We start from the raw sequence: 18,512 nt of genomic DNA, 5'->3' as shown, positions 1-18,512 counted from the left end.
GAATAAAACGGGATGATGTGGAATCATGAGTTCCATTATGTGGAACCTATTAGGCTTGATTGTTAACACTAAGCGTGAGCATAGTGTATTTTGTTATTCGGTTGAGCCTTTTGGAGTCGTGAGAATAGATTATGAAAACTGAAGATATCGCCCTGTTTCATCGTATTGTAGAAACTGGCAGTCTAGTGGAAGCGGCCGATCTGCTTAATCTACCCAAATCTACCGTGAGTCGTCGTTTGCAGATCTTAGAGGACGATCTCAACATCAAGTTATTTCATCGCCAGAGTCGTTCTATGACGTTAACGGCGTCGGGCAGCCATTTTTACGATAAAACCTTGTCCATTTTAGGGGATCTTGAGCAGACCCTTGTGGAGTTGACCGACACGGAAGCGGAGATCGATGGGCACCTACGCATTCTTATCTTTCCAGTGCCTGAGTTACTCGATATTGCCAACGGCATCTTTGACTTTATGGATCATAACCCTGAGCTAACGGTGGAACTGATTGTTAGCACTGAGCCTCAAGATATGATCCGCAACAATATCGATCTTGCCTTTATGGTCGAGGATTCATTTAATGAAAATGAGATGGTGGCTCGAGAGATGATAACTGAAGAGCTGCATTTTGTTGCTAGCCCAGATTATCTGGCTAAAGCGGGAACGCCTGTGTTACCTGAAGATCTCGCAAAACATAACTCAATTCTGTTTCGATATCCTAATGGGCGAATTTTCAATGAGGTGCCATTTGGCAACGACATGAAAATCGCAGTGAAGGGAAACTTATGCCTCAACAGCATTCAGCTCTGTTTAGAGGCGAGTTTAACTGGACGTGGTATCGCCTTTCTTCCCATAGAGTTGACCCGAGATCACGTTGAGCGTGGTGAGTTAACCATGTTGTTTGAAGATGTAGAGCCCTATGTGGGCAAGTGCTACTTAGTTTATCCCTCAAGGCGCTTTATCAGCCTAGCCAGTCAGCGATTTATCGATCATATGATGAGTGCCCTCGAAAGCTGTAATGCAGGAAAAGGCTGTGGTCGTGAAGAGAGGTTACGTGGCTCTATTAAGTCTTGGATATAACTTAACTTTATAAAGTTAAGTTATATCTCCGCTAATTTGTTAATCTATTTTCTTACAAATGACAGCGTTGTCTTAGTGGTTATAGTGATGACGGTGTTGTTAACTTCTGTGATGGCATACATCAAAACATAACGAGACAGAAAGGGAATAGTGCTCATGGCGTTAATTGGGTTTAGCAAAGTATCAAGGTATATCGAGCGAGTTATGTTTTGGAGTGTGCCGTTATTAGTGCTCTGTGCAGTACTATTGCTATCGGCTTGTGGGGGGCGTGGCTCAGCAAATCAAGCATCGATAGACAAGGCACCCGTTGAGCTTGTTAACCTAAGGACGAATATTGAGATAGCAGGTGTTGATTATAAGCCCATATTAGATGAGCTTGATTTATCTACCTACTGGATAGCGACAAGTGAGCCTACTGAGCCTATGTTGTCAGCGCTTAATACTCAACTGGCTAGCTTGTCAGGTATCTTTGCTGAGCAGTTCTCCCTTGAAACTTTTGCGATGGGGATCCAGTTGGATCCTTTGCAAGAGCAAGCCATCATCATTGATGCTTCAGCCTCTAAATTAGGCCAAAGCCGGTTGATAGTCACATTAGCTGGTAGCTTGCCAGACGAGGAGTTGAGTCAACCGCTGGCAGCAGGTATCTATTTAGCATTAAGGCGAGCACATCAAGCTGATGCAGATCTACTTGAAAAGCTCGTCAGTCATGGTCTAGCACTGAATTTTGTTGAGTCAGAGCTTAAACCCAAAGTGCTTTATCAAGATGTTCAAATATTGAAACCAGCACTTAATGATGCGATAGACCTCGCTAAAAAGGCGCTCAAGTCGGGGGATGACCTCAAAGCTTGGTTTGATCCTGTAACTCATGATTTTATAGATAACGGTACTGGATTGAAGTTAGCTTACTACCTGACAAGTCAGCACTTTAACCGATACCCTGGCAGCAGCGCAGCGAATACTTTCTCACTTGATGCTGACCTATTTAGCGTCAACTTAGCTGCACCCGTTAAGCTCTCTCATAAGTCTGCGCAATATGTCAGAACTAGTGATGTAGCTGATCAAGTGGGTGTGAGTGAGTTGACAAGGCAGGCCAGTGATTTCTTAGGCAGCTATTTTTTAGAGGGGTGGAATCAAGAGAAGCTTATCGCATTAACCTTCGATGATGGGCCATCAAGCTATACGACTCAAATATTAGATATTCTCTCCCAGAGAAAGGTCAAAGCTAGCTTCTTCTGGATGGGATTGAACATGCAAACGAATCAATCGATTATGGAAAGGGCATTGAGTGAGGGACACACACTTGCCAACCATAGCTGGAATCATCCACATGGGCGTGAGTTAAGTGATCAGCAGCTTTGGCAAGAGCAGGTTTTGAAGACAAATGAGCTGTTTCAAGACTCACTTGGGATCACACCGCGATTTTATCGCCCTCCATACGGTGAAATAAGCGATGAGCAAATAGCCTTTCTTGATGAGAAGGGGATGAAAGTTATCTTGTGGTCGGTAGATACTCGAGATTGGAACTCGCCCATTGTTACCTCCAAAAATATCAGCGACGTGATGATTAATAACCATCATCCAGAAGTGATTAACTTGATGCATGATGCGGGCGGCGATAGGCAAAGTACCGTTAATTCACTACCAAAGATTATCGATTATTACCGTAGCCAAGGTTACCGTTTCGTTAACTTACAAGAGATGCTCGGCATAAGCGATAGAAGCTAGTACCTGATTAGCGCTGCGGTTTTGTCTTAATCTGGGGTGACAATGATCCCCAATGGTGCGAGTAGTTGCTCCTGCTGCCATGGATTTATCATTAATCCGGGGTGACAATGATCCCCAATGGTGCGAGTAGTTGTTCCAGCTGCCATTGATTTATCATCACCCCTTCAAGTTTGACATTGCGAGGGTCGAGTCCCTCCAGCTCCACCCGGCATAAGTTACAAGCTTCAAGCTCGAAAGTGCCCCATTGGGATTGAGAGAACTCACCGCCACTGAGATCTGAGCCTTTCATCGACGCGCCCAGCAGGTTAGCACCACGCCAACGATTTTCCATCAGCTCGCACTTTTCTAGCAAGGCACTCTCTAAATTGGCGTAGGCCAGATTACAGCCTGTTATGTAGGCGGAGCAGAAAAAGGTTTTATGGGTGATGTGATTGGCAAAACTGGCGCGGCCAAAGTCGGCGCCTTGCAAGTTACACTCTCGCAGCTCAATACCGAAACAGCGGGCGCCAGTAAAACTGGCCATGCTTAGATCACACAGCTTAAAGCTGGCACTGGTGAGTGTGGCATAGTTAAACTGACACCCTTGATTATCGCCCCGTTCGATAAATCGGCAGTGAATAAAGCTTGAGTCACTTAGATCTGCACGACTAAAGTCACAGCGGTAAAACTCACAATGCTCGAAAATAGTATCTTATATACCCAAACTACTTCAAAGTGCAGGATTCAGCATGTCGAGAAGTGACAGAGTTCAAGGCATGAAATAGTAGGACTAGTTACTCTAATTCAATATTTCATAACGCAGAAAAATGTTGCTTCTCGCCTTGCCCTTCGGGAGTTTCCGTAGAATCCCTGCACTACGTTAGTGATATCGATAAGGGAATAACCATTATCCTCAATCACTGCCTTGTTCAGCTATCCTACGGGAGCTCTGAAACGAGCATCATGAGGTAGCTTGGGTATATTCTTCTTCATTAAAACGAGTCTCAGTGAAAACCTTGTGACTGATCTGCATCTCTAGCTTCCTTAGTTTAAAGCGCTCTCTACTGACTGGTATTAGGCTGTTGACGGCTCAGTTTTTGGTGGCTCAGAGATTTTCGTCGCCAAGATATAGCAGGCGATACCAATACAGGTATTAGTGATGGGAAGTGCCATCAATAAGCCTTTAACCCCCCCAAGGTATGAGCCTAATGCGGCCAGTGGCAGCATAATGAGGAAGAGGCGACACACGTTCAGTACCAGTGAGCACATCGGCCTGTGATAAGCGTTCAGTGAGGTGGCCAGTAAAATCACTATGCCCAAGGGACCATAAGCCGCCGGGAGCATAACGATATAGAAGGTTAACCACTCAATGACCTGGGGATCGCTACTAAAGAGCTGGGCAATAGAGCCCGCAAAGAAGTAGAGCGGCAGGTAGAGTAAGGTCTGAAATATTAGTACAAACTTGAGTGAAAACAGTAGGGCGTCTCGGGCACGTTCGGTTTGACCCGCCCCTAAGTTTTGCGCAATAAAAGGCACTAAGCTCGATGACAGTGCCATCACCACAATTAACAGCACAGACTCGAGACGTGTTCCCGCACCAAAGGCGGCTACTGCGCCATGATCGATACGGGCTAACATGGCCATAATGATGGCATTGGCCAGCGGATTCATTAGATTCATCAAGGCGGCAGGCTGAGCAATATGGGCCAGCTTTCTCCAGTTAGATCTGAACCTTGTCATATTGAACTCGGCAAACTCCACCAGATGACGTTTAAAGATAAGTAGGTAGCTTGAAAGTGATAGTGCCACTATCCAAGAGATCACCGTTGCAATAGCCGCTCCTTCAATCTCTAAACGGGGAAATGGCCCAATGCCGAAGATAAGCAGCGGATCTAGAATTAAGTTAATCAGTGCGGCTAACATCATAATTTTAGCAGGCGACTTGGTATCGCCTGTGGCGCGAAGCCCCTGATTACCCACCATAAGCAGCACCAGTAGTGGCGCCCCTAAGTACCAGATAAACATATAGTCATAGATGAGCGGCAGACTCTCACTGTTAGCGCCGAGCAGGCTAAATAGCGGTCCGATACAGAGACTTCCAAGTAGCGAGATAAACGCGGTCAAGAAGAAGGTCAGCAGCAGAGAGTCGTGTAGAAACACCTTAGCTTTTGGCGCTTGGCCACTGCCAATCAGCCGGCCTAAATTGGTTGATACCCCAGCCCCTATGCCGATGGCGATACTGGATATCACTAAGGTTACTGGGAAAGTAAAGCTTATTGCCGCCAGAGATTCTGTCCCTAACTGGCTGATAAAAAACGTGTCGACGAGACTGAACCCCAGAATGGTTAAGATACCAATCAGGTTCGGGAGGCTCATATTTAGCAGTACACGACCAATTGGCTGGGTAAGCAGCCCGTGTCTGTCTCTCATGGGGAAGTCTTGCCTTATTACTGAAGGAGGGCAATTCTAGCAGGATTGCGCCACCATTTATAAACCGCAGTTAAAAAAAATCGCTTTTTTTTTGTAAAGGCCTTGGATCTGAATCCCATGACCCCCATATATCGAACATCAAGTAGCAAAAATTATCCTAATTTATTGCTGCATTTATTAAATATTGCCAACCTTTGTTGGGCTAAAAAATCATTAGGAGCATCCATAGATGAATATTCGTCCATTACATGACCGTGTCATAGTTAAGCGTTCAGAAGTTGAATCAAAGTCAGCCGGCGGCATCGTACTTACTGGTAGTGCGGCTGAGCAATCAACTCGCGGTGAAGTACTTGCAGTAGGCAATGGCCGAATTCTTGAAAATGGTAGTGTACAGCCACTAGACGTAAAAGTTGGCGACATGGTGATCTTCAATGAAGGTTACGGTGTGAAGAAAGAAAAAATTGATGGTGAAGAGGTTCTAATCCTTTCAGAATCTGACCTTATGGCTGTAGTGAGCTAAATCACTTCATTTGGACATTTTTCTAACCTCAGGTTTAGATAAACCAGCGGTAATTAAAAAAGAATTTAAAGGATAATTAAAGATGGCAGCTAAAGAAGTATTATTTGGTAATGACGCTCGCGTAAAAATGCTTGCAGGCGTTAACGTACTAGCAAACGCAGTTAAAGTAACTCTAGGCCCAAAAGGTCGTAACGTAGTACTAGACAAGAGCTTCGGTGCTCCACTAATCACTAAAGATGGTGTTTCTGTTGCTAAAGAGATCGAACTTGAAGACAAGTTCGAGAACATGGGTGCACAGATGGTGAAAGAAGTTGCTTCTAAAGCCAACGATGCTGCTGGTGACGGCACCACTACCGCAACTGTACTTGCTCAAGCAATCGTTACCGAAGGCTTAAAAGCCGTTGCAGCTGGCATGAACCCAATGGATCTTAAGCGCGGTATTGACAAAGCAGTTGTTGCTGCTGTTGCCGAGCTTAAAAACCTATCTCAAGAGTGTGCAGACACTAATGCTATCGCTCAGGTTGGTACTATCTCAGCTAACTCAGATGAGACTATCGGCGAAATCATCGCAACAGCGATGGAGAAAGTGGGTAAAGAGGGCGTTATCACAGTTGAAGAAGGTCAAGCACTAGAGAACGAGCTAGACGTCGTTGAAGGTATGCAGTTTGATCGTGGTTACCTATCTCCATACTTCATCAACAAGCCTGAGACTGGCAGTGTTGAGCTAGAAAGCCCATTCATCCTACTTGTTGATAAGAAAGTATCAAACATCCGTGAATTGCTACCAATCCTTGAAGGTTTAGCTAAAACAGGTAAGCCACTGCTTATCGTTGCTGAAGACGTTGAAGGCGAAGCACTAGCAACACTGGTTGTGAACAACATGCGTGGTATCGTTAAAGTTGCCGCTGTTAAAGCTCCTGGTTTTGGCGATCGTCGCAAAGCGATGCTACAAGATATCGCTATCTTAACTGGCGGTACTGTTATCGCTGAAGAGATTGGCCTAGAGCTTGAAAAAGCGACCCTAGAAGACCTAGGTACAGCTAAGCGCGTTATCATCACTAAAGATGACACTACTATCATCGACGGTACTGGTGAGCAAGATCAGATCCAAGCACGTGTTGCACAGATTAAAGTACAAGCTGAAGAATCAACCTCTGATTATGACAAAGAGAAGCTTCAAGAGCGTATGGCTAAACTTGCAGGCGGCGTAGCCGTGATCAAAGTTGGCGCAGCGACTGAAGTTGAAATGAAAGAGAAGAAAGCTCGCGTAGAAGATGCACTACACGCGACACGCGCTGCTGTTGAAGAGGGCGTAGTTGCTGGTGGTGGTGTTGCACTAGTACGCGTAGCAAGCAAAATCGCTGACGTTGAAGTTATCAACGAAGATCAAAAGCACGGTGTGGTTATCGCACTGCGCGCGATGGAAGCGCCACTACGTCAAATCGCAACCAACGCAGGTGAAGAGAGTTCAGTTGTTGCTAACAACGTCAAGAACGGCTCTGGTAACTACGGTTATAACGCTGGTAACGACACATATGGTGACATGCTAGAGATGGGTATCCTAGACCCAACTAAAGTAACCCGTAGCGCGCTACAGTTCGCAGCGTCTATTGCAGGTTTGATGATCACTACCGAAGCAATGGTTGGTGAAGTACCACAAGAAGCTGCTGGTGCGCCTGATATGGGCGGCATGGGTGGAATGGGTGGTATGGGCGGAATGGGCGGCATGATGTAATCTAACTGGTTAAAATGGGTTTTAGCTGCGTTACTTTGCAGCTCGTGTAGAAAAACACTACACGTCGCGGCAAAAAGCCTTGCTCTAAGCCCATTTTTCCTGCGTTAGATGATTATGTTGGTTTGAAGCCTAAAAGCTAAAGCCACTTCTTGAAAAAGAATGATGAAAGTCCCGATACCTAACGGTATCGGGGCTTTTTTGTATGCCGTCATCCCGGCGAAGGCCGGGATCTGGCCTCCATATTTAGTTACAGATCATCCATCGGGCTAGTTGTTCCCGCATAGTGTTGCCCTAAAACATGAGTATATATCTTGGTGGTATTCAGATCGTTATGCCCGAGTAACTCTTGTACGGTTCTTATGTCAGTCCCTGTTTGCAAAAGGTGTGTTGCAAACGAATGCCTAAATGTATGACAGTTAACTTTCTTCATTATGTTGGTCATTCCGACTGCATTTTGAAGTGCTTTTCTTATGGTACTGTCATGGCGGTGGTGCCTACAGGGCATTTTTGTCACAGGGTGTTCACTGATGTTGTTTGAGGGAAACACAAACATCCAAGCAGGTTGTTGGAAAGCCTTGGGGTACTTTTTTCCTAACGAGTATGGGAGTGATGGGCCAAATCCATTTTCATTATCACTACTTTGTAGTTCTATAGCACTATCAATATAGGCGGTAAGTAAATGAGAACATGATCGGCTCAGTAGGGTCTGCCTGTCCTTATTTCCCTTCCCATCTCGAATCGTTAATGAGAGGTTTTCGATATTGATATCTTGCACTCTCAATCTTAAACACTCATTGACTCTCATTCCGCTACCATAAAGCATCTCTATAACAAATTTTGCAGTTCCATTCATATTTGACAAAATTTGAGCAATCTCTTTTGGCGATAAAACCGTCGGTAATGTGCGCTGTTTTGTAGCTAAAGTGAAACCTAAATCTCCTAACTCAATTTTGAGATATTGATGGTATAAAAAAACTAATGAGTTAAGCGCAACCTTCTGGGTATTAACAGCGACATTTTGGGTAGTTGCCAACCAAGTCAAAAAGCTTTTAACATCGTCAGCAGACAGCGTTTCTGGATGGGCTTTATTGTGAAATAAAATGTAACGCTTGATCCAATATAGATAGGCTTTCTCCGTTCGCAGACTATAACCTCGCAACCGAATATCTTGCCTGACAGACTCTAAAAATGGACTCGAAGCTTTCATTTTTTCTCCTAAACTATCTTTACAATAGTACTGTATAAAAAAACAGTGTTATTCATAATTATAGAAAATCAAGTTACTATTGCCAGTATCAATTCACGCTTTACTATTGAGTTACTAACAGAAGGTATGTAAATTCAGTAAGATGAAAATGTGCGACCTTGAATTGCTGAGATAACAGGAATGCAAAGTGTGCGACTAAGTTTTATCTGAATGTGTATTGGATACAATTTAGCTGTGCGTGTCTCAATACGTTGTATTCATGAGGTATATAGTGTTGATGCCCGTGCACGCTTTCCCGAGAGGACTTGGCAAAACGCGCAAGTCGTATATACAAATGTTAGGGATATATGAATAATAAACTCAGCACTTCGGAAAAAGAACTTTGTCGCCGAGTTGATGAAATCCTATTTTATCTTTGGGATCCTATCGGTGTTTGTGACATACCAATGGCTCGTGATGAATACCAATCTTATTTGCCTCAGGTTTTTAAACTGTTAATGAACGATTCTAAAGACCATGAAGTGTCAGCTTATTTAGTTAAAGTAGAGTCAGGCTCAATGGGAATGTCAGCAAATAGCAAAAAGGCACTTGAAGTTGCTCGCTTACTCATTGAAACTAAAGAGGCTTTGTTGGAGTAATATCCCTAACAAGGCATTCAAACGGACAATTTACAGTTGGCTTTTGTTCGTGCCTCACTATTTTAGCCAACTATAAATAGCCGCTTAATGTGGCGTTATGTTTACCTCTAGCTGGGTGTATGCCTTAATCGTATTCAGAAGGAAAGGATATTGGAATTTAAAGTAGGTTCTCAACAAACTATAATGTTTGTTTTTGAGTTTCAATCTCTTCCATCTTTAAGGGGCGGATTTCGCAAACACTATGAGCGTATTTCCCATTATGAACCGTCTATAAAACAACTGGATAATGGGAGGTTTCATCTTAGGGTGACTAAGTTAGTGAAATTCGACGAAAACTCCATTTCCCAAGCGCTTGAAGAGTTAGTTGAAGATACGCAATGCTACGGTGGCAAATTTATTAACTGGAAAGTTCATAAAGTTTTTAATAACAATTCTCTTGAAAACAAAGAAATTAGTATCAAATCTAAACTGGTAAATATGTTTACTCTTGCTGGGGATGGTCGTACAGCAAGACGTTACAAAATGCCCTTCTATTCAATCTTACTGGGTATATGTGTGATCTTATTTGCCTCAATTATTCAAAATTGGGTAAGGTAAACATAACAAGGTTTTGAAGAACGGACTCGTAACTGTTTGCTCGGTTCCACTTCGTTTCACATTTTAGCAAACAATTACTCGCCGCTTAAAACGGCGTTAGATAACCATAAGGAAATGAGTTGCATTGACTAAGCAAGATAAGACTGAATTTAAATATGAAGTAGATGAGTACTGGTTTAAATTTTCAAACTTTATGCAGTTAATATTTGGTGGTGCTTGTATAGCTTATGCCAAATGGCAGGCAAATGAAGACTCTACAAGTTTTAGAGCTTTTGAATTCTCCAAGACTGAAGACCCATTTATGTTTTGGTTTTGCATCATCTTCATCATTTCCACAGGTTGCCTTAGTATCTATTTAGGTTTGATTCCTTTTCTACATTGGTGCAAAAATTGGTTATCTAACAAGCGCCTAAACTCCGACAATGATTAGTTGTCATGGTTTTGGCAAACAACGCAAAAAGCCATGCCAACACATTGCGTGTTAGGCGGGCGTTATATGCTTGAAGTGGAAATAATAAGGATATTCAATGAAGTTCAATCATTTAGGTATACCAACAATAGAACGGTTCGATGGTGAAATAGATTTACCTCATTTGAAAATGACAGTATCTGACCATCAGAATAATCCTTATGGGATCCAGTGGCAGCGTTTTTGGGCTGATGCTCCATATCCTGAATTGGTGAAAACTGTTCCTCACGCGGCTTTTGAAGTTGATGACTTAATGGCTGAAATTAAAGGAAAGAAAGTCATAATTGAACCTAATTCACCAAGTGAAGGCTTAATTGTTGCCTTTATTGAAGTAAACGGCGCTCCAGTTGAGTTGATGGAATATTCTAAATAGTTGGGTAAATGATGCTTTTCAGGTCAGCTTTGATATAAGTAACTTAGCTGACTTTAAGAACGCATATAACAAATGCATCAACACGATTTGCTACATTCGGCATTCTAGGTTTCTTTGAGTTTACCGTGTTAAGTGGTAAATTTGAGCTTGATCTGCATAGTAGCAAACGTGTTATGCAGGCGTTATGCATCTATTAGGTAATCAAGAAAAATGAATAAAGAACTTCTAGTAAAAGATTTCATAATAATTACAGTTATTGTAAGTCTGTGGGTTAACGCTTCTGAAGTGTTTAGATACTTCCTGTTTGTAAGACCGGAAATGCATAGCTATTTATCTGTTGTTCCAAATGTTGCTGATATGAATTGGGGCATTTTTACTATTTGGGGCTTGTGGGACACATTACTTACGGCTTTATATGTATTTTTATTTTGGCTGTGCGCTCAGGTATTTGGCAACAATACTAAATCAATCGTTATTAGTGGCGTCATGTCGTGGTGCTTTTTCTTTGTATTATTTTGGGTTGGCATGGCAAATATGAATCTTTCGAGTTGGTCGTATCTGGTAATAGTTTTACCTATGGCCTTGGTTGAGACTTTAGTTGCGTCATATATAGCATCTAGGCTCTATTTAAGAAAAAATGCATAACAAGCTGTTAAACAAGGACAAAAAACAGTTGATTTTTGCTCCTTCGTCGCCTATTTTAACCAACTATTTTATTGCCTGTTAACAGGGCGTTAGCATCTAGGAGGATAGATGATCCATTTAGTTTCCGGTCCAATCGGTGCCGGTAAAACAACATACGCAAAAGACCTTTCAATAAAAGAGAGTTCCATTCTATTCTCTGAAGATGATTGGCTCAGTAAATTATTCGTCCCCGACGCACCAGAGGGTTTGCTTAATCAACCAATGCAAATCGTAGGTGAATGGGCAACCGAGAAGTATCAACGATGTCGTGGCCAAATTTGGCTTGTATGCCAGCAACTACTTGATAACGGCATTAGCATAGTATTAGACGGGGCTGCTGCTAATGAAACGCAAAGAGATGCGATACGAAAGAAAGCATCTGACAATAACGTCAACTTCCAATTGCATTACATTACAGCACCGGAAGATATACGAAGAAAAAGAGTATTTGATCGAAACATAGTACAAGGTGAAACTTATTCGCTTGAGGTAACTCTGGCAATGTACGAACATACAGAATCCTATTATGAGCCGCCAGTAGGTAAAGAACTATCCGAGGCAATAGTTATTGAAACATAAAAAAATGCTAACAAGGCAATCAAATAGGACAGCGTACCGCTGCCTTTTATTGCGGCGTTATATTTTAAAGGGAACTTATGCAAAACTTACTAAAAATACTCATTATTACTAGCCTTCTAACTGGTTGCGCCTCAACTGTTGAATCTGAATATATAGAAAATAATACGGCCAAGGTTGAAGCGTATACTCATAAATACAAAAAAGAACTTGAGGATTTAGCAGGATTTCTTGTAGAAGAATGTACTATGAAAAAGATGAGCGCTAATAAAAATATAAGAATAAACAGGGCCACCCACAATAAATTGTGCGTTTTTCATCCGCCTACTAAGCTTTGGTTATTGGTAGCAGTAGGAGGTTAATATGCCCCGCCCCAGAAGAACACAAATGAGCATTGAAGACACGTCTTGGTACCATTGTTGCTCAAGAGTGGCACGCCGTGCCTTTCTATTTGGAAATGATGAGCTTACGGGAAAGAATTATGATTATAGACGTGCTTGGGTTGAGTCTCTGCTACTCAAATTAGGTGATATTTTTGCTATTGATGTAGCGGCTTATGCGGTGATGTCTAATCATCTTCATTTGGTATTACAGATAGATATAGAGTTAGCGAATCGTTGGACGGATAGAGAAGTAGTAGAACAGTGGCATCAACTGTTTAACGGTACCGAGTTGACTCAAAGGTTTGCTAAGGGTGAAGTGATAGAAGAGTATCAAGTGGCTAAGTTAAAACACCTTGTTGCCATTTACCGCTCACGCTTATGTGATATATCTTGGTTTATGAGGTGTCTTAATGAGCCAATTGCTCGTATGGCAAATAAGGAGGACAAGTGTACAGGCCGATTCTGGGAGGGAAGGTTTAAGAGTCAGGCTCTGCTTGATGAAGCGGCGGTGCTGGCCTGTATGGCTTATGTTGAGCTCAACCCTATTCGAGCTCAAATGGCTGATACGCTTGAGAGTTCAGACCACACGAGTATACAACTTAGAGTAAATGCTGCGTTGAAGGGTGAGCAATCCACTCAATTACTGCCCTTTATTGGGGATGAGCGGCTTAATCAACCTAAAGGCATCAATTTTGCCCTAAAAGACTACTTAGAGTTGGTAGATGAAACGGGTAGAATAATCCGTAATGATAAGCGAGGCTCTATCTCTGCTAACAGCACAAAGATACTGACGCAGTTGAATATTTCATCGGACAACTGGATAAAGCTCACCTCAGAGTTTGGTGAACTGTTTCACGGCCCTGTTGGGAACACGCAAGAATTAACATCTTTTTGTGAGCACCTTCAAAAGCGTCGACGACACTTTGCAAAGTGTTGCAAGTATCTTGAAGATGGTTAATCGTCAGGTGTAACTTAACTTCCCCCCACATACATCACTCCTCATTTAATTCAATTTTCTTCAATAGGTTGAGCTAACTAGCCCTGCCTGAAATTCATTATTTTTCCGATAAATAACCACATTAACTGGCCGAAAGCAGATTAAGTGGCAGTGAGATCGACGAGTTGACAACTTTAATGGCAGGCTAAGTTGAAAGCTTGTTCAGTTAGCGCTATGTTATTGATTTATTATGGGTGGCTTTAAAGTTCTCGCCGTTACGCCCTTTCTGCCGCGAGACCACAAACATGGCTGATACGGGGAGAGGCGTTCGAGTGTTTCAATCCTACTGGTAACTCCAACAAGATGATCACTGGCTCTTTTTACATGGATGCATCAAATGAAAATTTTAAAGACTTTCAGTATTCTCGCTTTGGGTATTTTCACCGGCTTTTTGTCTTCAGTCATCTATATGCAAGCTCAGATAGCCCAGGCTAGCGAGGAATATAGGGAGGCGCTTTTGACTTTGGCTGAGTTCTCCGTAGAACAATCAGTCACAGTGGGAAGGGCAGAATTAAGCGTTTTAGACGAGCTGCTCAATAGTATTGACCGTAAGGTGTCAAATCAGGGCTCGGCTGAAGAAGTCATGATTGACGTCGCTCAATACACCTTAGAGCGAATTGAGTCTATTGAAAGACTGGGCATAGAATCTCAAATCGAAGATGTCGCCAAAATTAAACAGCGTGCCACTGACATATTAGAGTGGTACCAGTGAACGCAGCTAACATAGGTTTATAGCGGACCTCATGCACCTGTGGTCAGCTTTGTAAGAATAGGGAAAGGAGAGATTAAAAATGATGGAATCGAATGTCTTTGAACGTACCAGCAACGGAGAGCAGGAAATCAGCCCAAGCTTGTACAATTTTACGATAGGTGCAGTGCTGTGTTGGGGCTTTTTGGTTAACTGGCTGATGGTTGGGTATATTTCCGTTGAGTCAATTCAATCTATCAACCCCTGGGTGTTTTTTATTGGCTATTTTGCGAGTTGTTTCTTTGGGATTTACTTATTCAGCAAATCATCAAACCCATTGGTAAGTTTTATCGGTTACAACTTTGTTGTTGTTCCTTTTGGCTTGATTATCAATATCGTTGTCTCCAACTATGACCCATCGTTAGTTCTGGATGCGATTATGGTTACGGGTCTGGTTACAGGCATCATGATGTTCCTCGGAACACTGTTCCCGGCTTTCTTTCAAAAAATCGTCGGTGTATTAACCATTGCATTGATAGCTGTAATAGTGGTTGAGCTCTTTCAAATCTTCGTACTCGGTATTCATCAGGGATGGATAGACTGGGCGGTGGTTATCATATTCTGTGGTTACATTGGCTATGATTGGGGGCGAGCAAATCAGATACCCAAGACACTGGACAACGCAGTGGATAGCGCGGCAGCGCTTTACATGGATATCATTAACCTGTTTTTGAGAATACTCCGAATCATGGGGCGCAAATAGTGTCCACATAACAATTGGCTGTGACAGCCCTTCATTCCTGCAAGGTAGACCAGGCTTACACGCCAGGGTTACCTTGTGATCTCAAACTATTCAAATGCCAAGTGTCAAAGGAGCTATCGAATGCTTCCGCGTATGAGGTTGAATATTTCGTATTGGATGATGCGGAAGCTCTATGTAGAGCATTTTTTAGTCAGGCTTTTGTGATTGCGGTAGTTGCTGGTCAGTTAAGTCATAAGGAGATGTAAAATGAAGCTCGCTCTTTCCCAAATTATCTTAGTGTCTTTGCTTATTTTGGTTGGCTGTGGCGGGGGGAGTTCAGATTCATCAGTCAACGCCTGTTCTGATGGTACGCAGATCCCAAAACATCTGGTTGGTACCTGGGCCCGAGAATTTAATCGTGGAGGCCAAAAGATTTTCTATGAATTCACGTCTGGATGTCAGTTAATTTATTATCAAATTGCCGATAAGGGTTTCGTAGAAAGGGATATGGATATAACCCTGGCTGAATCGGGTTACTATCGTATTTACCACGAACCTTTTATGGTCATTTCTTCGGTCAATGAGACTGACTCTGTCATGTATCTCGACAATTGGGTCGGCCAGGTGATAGTTCAAAATGAAAGTACAAAAGAAATAGTGTTTAAACAGGATAAATCAATGGATATTAGTCATCTTAGTTACGAGGTAGACGACTCAGGTCAAAGCCTGAAACTCGGTACCTCGGATAATGCGTTTTACAGAGAGAATTAACCATTTAAGCGATCCAGTTTCATATAGCTACTGGGAGCGTAATCCATAACCCTTAGCCGCAGGGAGGCTTAAAAAAATAAATAGAAAATAAATAGGGCCACGCACAATAAATTGTGCGTTTTTCATCCTCCTACTAAGCTTTGGTTATTGGCAGGATTCATCAGGGTCAGAGAAGTTTTCCCCTGACCTCGTTTATCGCTAATACCCGCAATGTTGTATTTCGCAGGGGATGCCGTCACCATCACCGTCCATTTTTGTGCCAGGGCAGTTTCGGTTGTAGAACTTTGCTTCGGTGCATGAGCGCATTTGGCTGCAGTGTAGCTTTCCTGCTTCACAGTGGAAGGTCTCTTTAGGCTGAATCCATTCTATTTTCGCTGCAGGTTGTTGTGAAGGTTCATTGGTGGAATGTGTTTGTGTATTTGATTGAGCTGTTAGCGCTTCAAATCTTTTATAGCCGTAGATACCGAGTGCGAGTATGGCAAGTAGTGGTATTAGAATGACACTGGATGATTTGGATTGGCGGCTGTGTCTATTGTGACTCTTACTGTTGTGACTTCTACTGTTATGAGTAGTGCGGGCTTGGTGTCTGGACGTTGAGGCGATAACTGCAACGCCTTCGATGTTGGCCTTGATAGCTTTTATTTTTCCATCAGTTTGCTGTTCAGTTAAAAACAGGATCCCATCCCCGATCACGGGCTTTCTTGCCATGTGCTTTAGAGCTGAGATATGGATAAATACATCTTTACCATTACCTGTTTCAGGCTTAATAAAGCCAAAGCCTTTCTCGTCGTTCCATCGAACTAGTGTGCCCCTTTCCATGGCTGATACCCTTTTTCGTTTTTATATGACGTTTATGCTATCTCAATCTATGACTCGATACTTTGATTTTACTCGATATTTTTCGGTTAACTGTGCTGTGATAAATTATGGCTGGTGTATTTATTCTTTTACTTCAATTGCTGAAGGCTATAGAGCCTGAATATTGTACAATGAAGTCGGTTTTTTAGCCGAGGGAGTAATAGCTTCAAGGACTGGAATAGGCTAGTTTGTGTGACTGTATTTGACATAGGAATTGTAAAGGTTATAGGTATGTGGAATATAAGGCTCGGGGTGTTGGATGCTGACCTCTGATAAGTTGGCGGAGGCGCCCAGGGAGGGAGAAAAAGCGATATTGGGCAAGACTGAGATCGGGTTTGTTCGCCGGGGCGAGGCGGGTTTAACACCTGAAGAGCGCAACTTCCCATTTAAGTGTGTGCTCAGTCAGAATGTCGAATATATGGATATAGGCTCCTCGGAAATCGACCATAGTATCGGTTTGTGGGTTCGTATTGTATGTTTCATGACGCTGGCATGGATCAGCATGATTGCGCTGAGCTATGATCCGTATGACCCATATGAGCCGGAGTTTATTTGGCAGGCGGTGACCTTATTTAGCAGTGCCTCTTTTTTATTGCTCTGTGGTGGTTTGTGCTATTACATTTTCAGGCGTCGGCGACGGACCACTGTCTCTTTTTATCGCAAACGTCAAAAGCTGGTGTTTAAGGCTTCTTCCCGAGCCGAGCCTGTTGAAATTGATTGGGGTGACGTAGTACCTTACTTACGACCTCGAAGAATACGCGGGGTGATAGGGAGCAGTCGCATTGATATGCCGGGAATGTCTTTTTGCCTTGCATGGTACGACAGTGAATCTCAAACACTGCACACCTTCTATACCTCAGAGTTCAAGTTGAGCATGTTTGTGGCGGATGAGTGGAGGCTGATGCTCAGATATATGAACGGGGATGACAATAACTTCGCAAACAATTATGAACCAGTTGCCACCAGTGCATACTTTCAGGAAAAGCGGGATAAGCTGTGGCGTGATTTTCGGGCCAATAAGAATAAGCGCCTGTTTACTTTCAGCGTGCGCGACATGTCAGTGTCTTACCTGTCGATGACACTGTTTTATTTCTCGCACCTAATTGGATGGTGGCGAATTCCTTATCTGTTCACTGACTTTTATCTTGCCTGTGCCGTAACTCCTTTTTTGCCGTCTGACCGTAGTCAAAGCTAATGTGGAGAGTGGCATGGGCTCTTGAACTTAATGTAATTGCTGATGTTCGGCGTGATTTTAAAGAGTCTTATTGAGCGAAACTTCAGGGGATAGTGGATGTCTTATTTTTTTGATGAGCTTTAAATAGTGGTTTTTATGTATAAAAAAAATTTAGAATTTAAACCAGTAAAAACTTGGGAGTACTTAGGTGGTAGAAATGGCGAATCGCTGCTCTTGTTATGGGGGAAGTCAGCTATAGGGCCTTTTTTGTTTGTCATTCTTTTCTCTTTAATGATGTTTGACACACCTTCCGTATACGAATTGCCTCCAATTATTTTTTCGTTTGTTATTTTAGTAGTTTCTCTTAGGTATACAGCACTGGGATCAGTGAAACGTAGTTATTATCTATACGAAGATCGAGTTAGATGCGAAGAGGCGGATTATAGAAGATTGTCTCTGCGCTATTTGTTATGGTTTTCATTCGTTTTGCTATTAATTGTTTCTGTATTCACGGTTTATTATGACGATATTCGTAGTTTGATTATATGTCTGTTTTTTTGCTGCATGCTGTATAGAGAGATATTGCTTTGTAATTATTGGAAGTCAGATTTTGGTTTGGTTTTTGGTGAAAGACAAGAGTTGTATGTTCTGAAAGCTAAACGAATTGTATATTTAGTCGTAGGAAATGATATTGGCTATGAGTCATTCTTAGACCGTTGTAGGTACGATATTAGCTTTCATATAAAAATGAATAAAATCAAATTGTGCTTCAAAACTAATGATGACTTGAATGATTTCATATCTGAACTTTCTGGTGTTGCTCCTGATTCATCTGTCTTTTACGACATATCCTCAACCAGTCTAATTCTCGATTGATTGTAGAAGGGAGG

At 42.5% G+C, this 18,512-nt stretch carries 21 protein-coding genes; 17 read left to right on the top strand and 4 right to left on the bottom strand.

The window, feature by feature from the left end; genetic code table 11:
- Positions 1-131: 131 nt before the first annotated feature.
- Together SWOO_RS22125 and SWOO_RS25650 are read left to right on the top strand one after the other, a co-directional pair.
- On the top strand, positions 132-1,076 hold the full coding sequence (locus SWOO_RS22125) for a LysR family transcriptional regulator (RefSeq protein WP_012326893.1): 945 nt from the start codon (positions 132-134) through the stop codon (positions 1,074-1,076).
- 156 nt (positions 1,077-1,232) lie between these two features.
- Positions 1,233-2,801, top strand: a complete 1,569-nt coding sequence (locus tag SWOO_RS25650) for a polysaccharide deacetylase family protein (protein ID WP_012326892.1) — start codon at positions 1,233-1,235, stop codon at positions 2,799-2,801.
- A gap of 91 nt (positions 2,802-2,892) precedes the next feature.
- Here SWOO_RS25650 and SWOO_RS22115 read toward each other — a convergent pair whose 3' ends face one another.
- Positions 2,893-3,486 (bottom strand): Qnr family pentapeptide repeat protein, encoded by a 594-nt coding sequence (locus tag SWOO_RS22115; RefSeq protein WP_195743006.1) that lies wholly within the window; start codon positions 3,484-3,486, stop codon positions 2,893-2,895.
- 368 nt (positions 3,487-3,854) lie between these two features.
- Positions 3,855-5,210, bottom strand: coding sequence for an MATE family efflux transporter (locus SWOO_RS22110; protein ID WP_012326891.1), 1,356 nt, complete (start codon positions 5,208-5,210; stop codon positions 3,855-3,857).
- Between the two features lie 229 nt (positions 5,211-5,439).
- Here SWOO_RS22110 and SWOO_RS22105 point away from each other — a divergent pair, with 229 nt between their 5' ends.
- A complete protein-coding gene (locus SWOO_RS22105) occupies positions 5,440-5,730 on the top strand; it encodes a co-chaperone GroES (RefSeq protein ID WP_012326890.1) in 291 nt (96 codons plus the stop codon).
- 82 nt (positions 5,731-5,812) lie between these two features.
- On the top strand, positions 5,813-7,465 hold the full coding sequence (groL, locus tag SWOO_RS22100) for a chaperonin GroEL (RefSeq protein ID WP_012326889.1): 1,653 nt from the start codon (positions 5,813-5,815) through the stop codon (positions 7,463-7,465).
- A gap of 247 nt (positions 7,466-7,712) precedes the next feature.
- Here the strand turns inward: groL and SWOO_RS22095 are convergent, their stop codons facing one another.
- Entirely contained in the window at positions 7,713-8,672 is a 960-nt protein-coding gene (locus SWOO_RS22095; RefSeq protein ID WP_012326888.1) for an integron integrase, read from the bottom strand.
- Between the two features lie 347 nt (positions 8,673-9,019).
- Between SWOO_RS22095 and SWOO_RS22090 the strand changes: the two genes are divergently transcribed.
- The 11 genes from SWOO_RS22090 (at position 9,020) to SWOO_RS22035 (ending at position 15,590) form a co-directional block, all read left to right on the top strand.
- On the top strand, positions 9,020-9,310 hold the full coding sequence (locus tag SWOO_RS22090) for a hypothetical protein (protein WP_012326887.1): 291 nt from the start codon (positions 9,020-9,022) through the stop codon (positions 9,308-9,310).
- 150 nt (positions 9,311-9,460) lie between these two features.
- Positions 9,461-9,907 carry a hypothetical protein gene (locus tag SWOO_RS22085; RefSeq protein ID WP_012326886.1) on the top strand — a complete coding sequence of 149 codons (447 nt, stop codon included), beginning with the start codon at positions 9,461-9,463 and terminating at the stop codon, positions 9,905-9,907.
- Between the two features lie 124 nt (positions 9,908-10,031).
- Positions 10,032-10,337, top strand: a complete 306-nt coding sequence (locus tag SWOO_RS22080; protein WP_012326885.1) for a hypothetical protein — start codon at positions 10,032-10,034, stop codon at positions 10,335-10,337.
- A gap of 97 nt (positions 10,338-10,434) precedes the next feature.
- Positions 10,435-10,749 carry a hypothetical protein gene (locus SWOO_RS22075; protein WP_012326884.1) on the top strand — a complete coding sequence of 105 codons (315 nt, stop codon included), beginning with the start codon at positions 10,435-10,437 and terminating at the stop codon, positions 10,747-10,749.
- 210 nt (positions 10,750-10,959) lie between these two features.
- Positions 10,960-11,394 (top strand): hypothetical protein, encoded by a 435-nt coding sequence (locus tag SWOO_RS22070; protein WP_012326883.1) that lies wholly within the window; start codon positions 10,960-10,962, stop codon positions 11,392-11,394.
- A gap of 108 nt (positions 11,395-11,502) precedes the next feature.
- Entirely contained in the window at positions 11,503-12,012 is a 510-nt protein-coding gene (locus tag SWOO_RS22065; RefSeq protein WP_012326882.1) for an AAA family ATPase, read from the top strand.
- Between the two features lie 77 nt (positions 12,013-12,089).
- Entirely contained in the window at positions 12,090-12,371 is a 282-nt protein-coding gene (locus SWOO_RS22060) for a hypothetical protein (RefSeq protein ID WP_041417831.1), read from the top strand.
- A gap of 1 nt (position 12,372) precedes the next feature.
- Complete coding sequence (locus SWOO_RS22055; RefSeq protein ID WP_012326881.1) at positions 12,373-13,350, top strand: transposase; 978 nt, start codon at positions 12,373-12,375, stop codon at positions 13,348-13,350.
- 376 nt (positions 13,351-13,726) lie between these two features.
- Positions 13,727-14,101 carry a hypothetical protein gene (locus tag SWOO_RS22050; protein WP_012326880.1) on the top strand — a complete coding sequence of 125 codons (375 nt, stop codon included), beginning with the start codon at positions 13,727-13,729 and terminating at the stop codon, positions 14,099-14,101.
- A gap of 79 nt (positions 14,102-14,180) precedes the next feature.
- Positions 14,181-14,840: a Bax inhibitor-1 family protein gene (locus SWOO_RS22045; RefSeq protein WP_012326879.1), complete on the top strand. Its 660-nt coding sequence runs from the start codon at positions 14,181-14,183 to the stop codon at positions 14,838-14,840.
- 246 nt (positions 14,841-15,086) lie between these two features.
- Complete coding sequence (locus tag SWOO_RS22035) at positions 15,087-15,590, top strand: hypothetical protein (RefSeq protein ID WP_012326878.1); 504 nt, start codon at positions 15,087-15,089, stop codon at positions 15,588-15,590.
- A 198-nt stretch (positions 15,591-15,788) separates the two neighbouring features.
- On the opposite strand, the gene SWOO_RS22030 is transcribed toward SWOO_RS22035, so the two are convergent.
- Positions 15,789-16,409 (bottom strand): excalibur calcium-binding domain-containing protein, encoded by a 621-nt coding sequence (locus SWOO_RS22030; RefSeq protein WP_012326877.1) that lies wholly within the window; start codon positions 16,407-16,409, stop codon positions 15,789-15,791.
- Positions 16,410-16,707: 298 nt separating this feature from the next.
- On the opposite strand from SWOO_RS22030, the gene SWOO_RS22025 reads away from it, so the two are divergent.
- Both SWOO_RS22025 and SWOO_RS22020 read left to right on the top strand, forming a co-directional pair.
- Positions 16,708-17,643 (top strand): hypothetical protein, encoded by a 936-nt coding sequence (locus SWOO_RS22025; protein WP_012326876.1) that lies wholly within the window; start codon positions 16,708-16,710, stop codon positions 17,641-17,643.
- 135 nt (positions 17,644-17,778) lie between these two features.
- Positions 17,779-18,498 carry a hypothetical protein gene (locus SWOO_RS22020; protein ID WP_012326875.1) on the top strand — a complete coding sequence of 240 codons (720 nt, stop codon included), beginning with the start codon at positions 17,779-17,781 and terminating at the stop codon, positions 18,496-18,498.
- Positions 18,499-18,512 lie beyond the last annotated feature (14 nt).

Source organism: Shewanella woodyi ATCC 51908 (assembly GCF_000019525.1).
GTDB classification, from domain to species: domain Bacteria; phylum Pseudomonadota; class Gammaproteobacteria; order Enterobacterales; family Shewanellaceae; genus Shewanella; species Shewanella woodyi.
Note: the sequence above shows the minus strand (reverse complement) of the source record. Positions and strands in the feature narration are given on the sequence as shown.